This window comes from uncultured Nostoc sp. (genome assembly GCF_964245575.1).
Classification (GTDB): Bacteria; Cyanobacteriota; Cyanobacteriia; order Cyanobacteriales; family Nostocaceae; genus Nostoc.
Genome location: NZ_CAXTNP010000108.1, coordinates 1 through 3,911, shown reverse-complemented (window position 1 = coordinate 3,911; position 3,911 = coordinate 1). Strand labels below are relative to the sequence as shown.

The 3,911-nt window shown below is 42.6% G+C and carries 5 protein-coding genes; 1 reads left to right on the top strand and 4 read right to left on the bottom strand.

The window, feature by feature from the left end; all coding sequences use genetic code 11:
• The 4 genes from ACFFAP_RS18125 to ACFFAP_RS18110 form a co-directional block, all read right to left on the bottom strand.
• On the bottom strand, positions 1-382 hold a 382-nt coding region (locus ACFFAP_RS18125; RefSeq protein ID WP_375512507.1), incomplete at its 3' end, for a tetratricopeptide repeat protein.
• A 255-nt stretch (positions 383-637) separates the two neighbouring features.
• Positions 638-1,027: a hypothetical protein gene (locus ACFFAP_RS18120; RefSeq protein ID WP_375512506.1), complete on the bottom strand. Its 390-nt coding sequence runs from the start codon at positions 1,025-1,027 to the stop codon at positions 638-640.
• A 363-nt stretch (positions 1,028-1,390) separates the two neighbouring features.
• Positions 1,391-3,154: a Rieske (2Fe-2S) protein gene (locus ACFFAP_RS18115; protein WP_375512505.1), complete on the bottom strand. Its 1,764-nt coding sequence runs from the start codon at positions 3,152-3,154 to the stop codon at positions 1,391-1,393.
• A gap of 243 nt (positions 3,155-3,397) precedes the next feature.
• Entirely contained in the window at positions 3,398-3,625 is a 228-nt protein-coding gene (locus ACFFAP_RS18110; protein WP_375512504.1) for a hypothetical protein, read from the bottom strand.
• Between the two features lie 10 nt (positions 3,626-3,635).
• On the opposite strand from ACFFAP_RS18110, the gene ACFFAP_RS18105 reads away from it, so the two are divergent.
• On the top strand, positions 3,636-3,770 hold the full coding sequence (locus ACFFAP_RS18105) for a hypothetical protein (protein ID WP_375512503.1): 135 nt from the start codon (positions 3,636-3,638) through the stop codon (positions 3,768-3,770).
• The last annotated feature ends 141 nt before the right edge of the window (positions 3,771-3,911 follow it).

Sequence of the window (3,911 nt, the reverse complement as noted above, 5' to 3'; positions counted from 1 at the left end):
ATTCATAAGTATTGCCCAAACTTCCCAAGCAAATGCCTTCCCCAGTGCCATCGCCTATTTTCCTGGTGATACTCAACCACTGCTGATAGAATTCAATCGCTCGCTGGTATTTTCCCAGTGATTGGTAAGCGTTGCCCAACCCAGATAAAGATTTGGCTTCCCCTAAGCGATCGCCTATTTCTCTAGCTATATCCAACCACTGCTGATAAAACTCAATTGCCAGGTGATACTCGCCTAGTGAGTCGTAAGCATTGCCCAAACTTCCTAAACAAGTGACTTCCCCTAAGCGATCGCCTGTTTCTCTGGCTTTGTGCAAGCACCGCTTTTCAAACTCAATGGACTCAATGTTATTTAGGCTCCCGGATCTAATTACTTCTGTCATTCTCTATAGAAAACGAAATTTATGGTCGATAGGCTGTTGATTATACAATTTTCTGTGCCTTAAAAATACCAGAAGTGCAACTACTAAGCACAACTTCTCTCAAAATCTAGAAATTGTTTTTCAATATTAAACTTTCTTTTATACACGCCTATTTCTGCGTATAAAAGGCTTTTATTTCTATTGGTAACAAGCGCACGAATATAATATAATAACTAATTTCGCTTTCTCTAAAAATATAATATAAGAAAAACCAAATCAATCAGCAGCAGCATAATCAGGCAATGCGTTGAGTTGGGAATTAACAGCACTTAGATAATTTTGGTCGTTTAAGACTTGTGATGGTAATTTATCTGCATTGACAGCAGCTTTAATCAAATCTTTTGCAATAATCTTTCTGTTCTGAGTTTGAAGTACTAGCGTTTCTCCACTAGGAATCCCGTGCTGCTTTAAACCTCCCTGATAAGCAAAATTAACTAGATTGAAAGGTTGGAGGTAACTAACAGAAGTAGAATTATTGGATAAATTGTTAGAGTTAATAGCTATTTCACTAGTGTTGTTAATAGCTGTTTGAGCGCCAGCGATTCCAGGTACAAGAGTAATAGAAGCAAAAATCAGTGCAGAATTTATTAAAGTTATAAGTTTCATAAGTTATTCTTAGGTAAAATGCGATCAGTGTGCTTTAGTAATAGATTCCTCTTTATTATTAATCTCAGCTTCCTTCAGTCAGGTCACCTGATCGGTTGATATATGACTCACCCAAAAGGGTGAGCTAATTGAGGGAGACAAAGAGCAATAGAGACTCCTTTAAGTCCAGAGACAGAACAGATTGGTTGAAATTTTCAATTACTTAACTGAGGCGAGTTGAAGATTTATGCAATTTTTAATTCGCCTCTTGAGTTCCCCAAGCATTGCAGAAATTGCCGCGATCGCCCAAATTTCTGCATGGCTGCGATCGCAGCAATTATCCAATCTCCCAGATTAGTAGGGGCGCAAGGCCTTGCACCCCTACTATGATTCTTCAAACAGGCGATCGCCTTCATGCAACCGATAAGCAATTTGATAGGTTTGCTCTTGCGATCGCATTGTGGGTGCGTGTGCTGCTAGATAACGAGCAGCAGCAACTAGTACATGGATACCAGCAGGAGTTTCACTTAAGAGCGAGTATTGTCTAAAAGCTGCTTCCATTTCCTGAATTACATGAAAATCACGGTTTTCGCGTAGCATCAACTTACCCAACATTGCCATCAGTCGCTCAACAGAGCCGCCACTATACAAATAATCTGCCACTAACTGACCTGTCTGATTTACTTGTTGTTGGCGATTTAATAAATCTGGTAGTTGCTTGAGCAATTCTTCAGGATTTTGAGCAGAGTCTTTTGGTTCTGGGAGTCTTGCTGGTGGCACATTCAAAAAACGATTCAGATATACACTCATGGCAGCATCAAACACACTTCGTAGTAATTCTAGCGTTGGCACTCGTCGTAATCCTTGATGCACTGCATTGGCAAAAGTGAACGGATGGTGCGCTGAATTCCAGTCGCCAAAGTCGTTGTTAGTGTGGAAGCGAGCTACCCGAAGTGCTGCTGTGTAAGTAACTACACCTGCCAATTCTTCTTCAGTACAACCAGCTTCCAGAGCAGTCAGAAGAGAGTTAGCAATTTTCTCTGGGTCTTCCCCTAACAAAATTGGTACTAATTCCTCCTGACCTGACCAAGTTCCTTGTCGAGGTCGTCCTGTCGCCAAAGCCATAGGTAACTGCTCAAAGGCAGATTTCAGAATTGCTACCAAATCCACAGGATAGCGCCAGGAATTGGATTCTTCCATGCGAGAAGCAGTTGCTAAACCAGAAACTAGACTCGCCAAAACTGACTCTGCCCCTTGCCAATCAACAGCATCCAAGGCTTCCAGTGCTTTGTTAATGAAGTCGAGTGCATGACCGCTATTGATGTAGCGGTGGTCTGTGGCAGATGTGAATAGCATGTCTGCAATTTGCTGAGAATTAGCTCCCGCCCGAATTGCAGATATCAAACATCTTTCTGCTGCTTCACTATCCCGCACCTCAATAAACTGGCAAAACCAGCTTTTGAGGGTACTGAGGTCAACGGTGGAATTGGGTAATGGATGAACTACGAAGTGAGGCGGCGCTCCAGCACTATCATTAGCTACTGCTGAAAGTCCTTGGAAAAGGGCGCGGGGTTTGTCTTCTGCATCTAGATAAGGCAGCAAATTCATCATGCAAGTATGGATGGTTAAGCCTGTACTCCAGCCTGCTTTGTTGTAACGGCTGCCAAATTCCAGTCCCACCTGAAATGGTTCGCTCTGATCTGCTCCCATGTCTAGTAAAGCGATCGCTGATTTGGCAATAACTAACGAAATACCTTGTTCTAAACCATCCTGAAGGCGTTGGCTGTGGTGGGCATGGAGGTCAACTGGGGGATCTAAATTTACCCAAACTTCCCCATCGCGGATTTCTACACCAAAGGAGGGAACATCATCTGCCCAAGAGTCAAATGTTCCACCACTGGCGAGGTCGAAGCGAGCATAGTGCCAAGGGCAAGTCACAATCCCATCTTTGCAAGTGCTACCGTGGAGGGGAAAGCCCATATGCGGACAACGGTTATCAATTGCATAGACTTTATTGTCTGAGTAAAACAGAGCAATGGTGTGTTTTTCGCTGCGAACTAATAAACTACCTGCTGCTTGAACATCTGCTAATTTAGCAACACGGGTGTATTTGTCTGTATGGGTTGGGGCTGCAAATTTTTGAATCATTTCAGTTTTCCACAAAAGTGATGTAAAAACTCCTACTACCACTCTGGCGAACTTTCAACGGTTTGAGCAACGATACAATTCTAATTTTTGTTAACTAATAGGGCATTTACGAAAAAGGTGATTGGTGACGAGAATGTAACAAGGCACAACACCACTGGATTAAGACAATTGGCATAAATCCTTACCTACGACTAGAACCAGTACGAATTCTGTGAGCCTCAGTGCATTAACACAAGCACATAATCAAGGCTTAAGGCGATCGCTTAAGGGACTTCCAATTAAAAAATATTTCATCGCCTTGAGGGCAGTTCTTAGCAGGGAACTTTTAGCAGGGGGAGAGAAAGTCGTTTTGATGGGCGTGAAATTGGATAATTTATTTTCTGGAAGTCCCTTAAGTACTCGGTCAACAGCATTCCGATCTTGAGATTGTGGTATTAGATGCCAAGGCCCTGTATCGAGATGCGATCGCACAAGTCCTGATTTGTCAGATTATGAATCTGTTCTGCAAAACATCCAGCAACCAACTCTAGTTGTCCCACTCGATTCTGACATCCTCTATCCTCCAGTAGAACAACAAGAATTGGCACATTTTATCCCTAATGCTCAACTGGCGTGACTGAAGTCAACCTACGGACATGATGCATTTTTAATTGACATGGCTGCATTGAATGAAATAGTCATCTCTTTTCGGCAAAGTTTAGATTTTCCAGCCTCCTAACTCGACGTTTCGAGTTCTAAGCATGAAGTTCCGAGATAA

Coding starts and splice junctions, on each gene's coding strand:
- ACFFAP_RS18120 (WP_375512506.1), bottom strand. CDS start 1,027: ATGAAACTTATAACTTTAATAAATTCTGCACTGATTTTTGCTTCTATT.
- ACFFAP_RS18115 (WP_375512505.1), bottom strand. CDS start 3,154: ATGATTCAAAAATTTGCAGCCCCAACCCATACAGACAAATACACCCGT.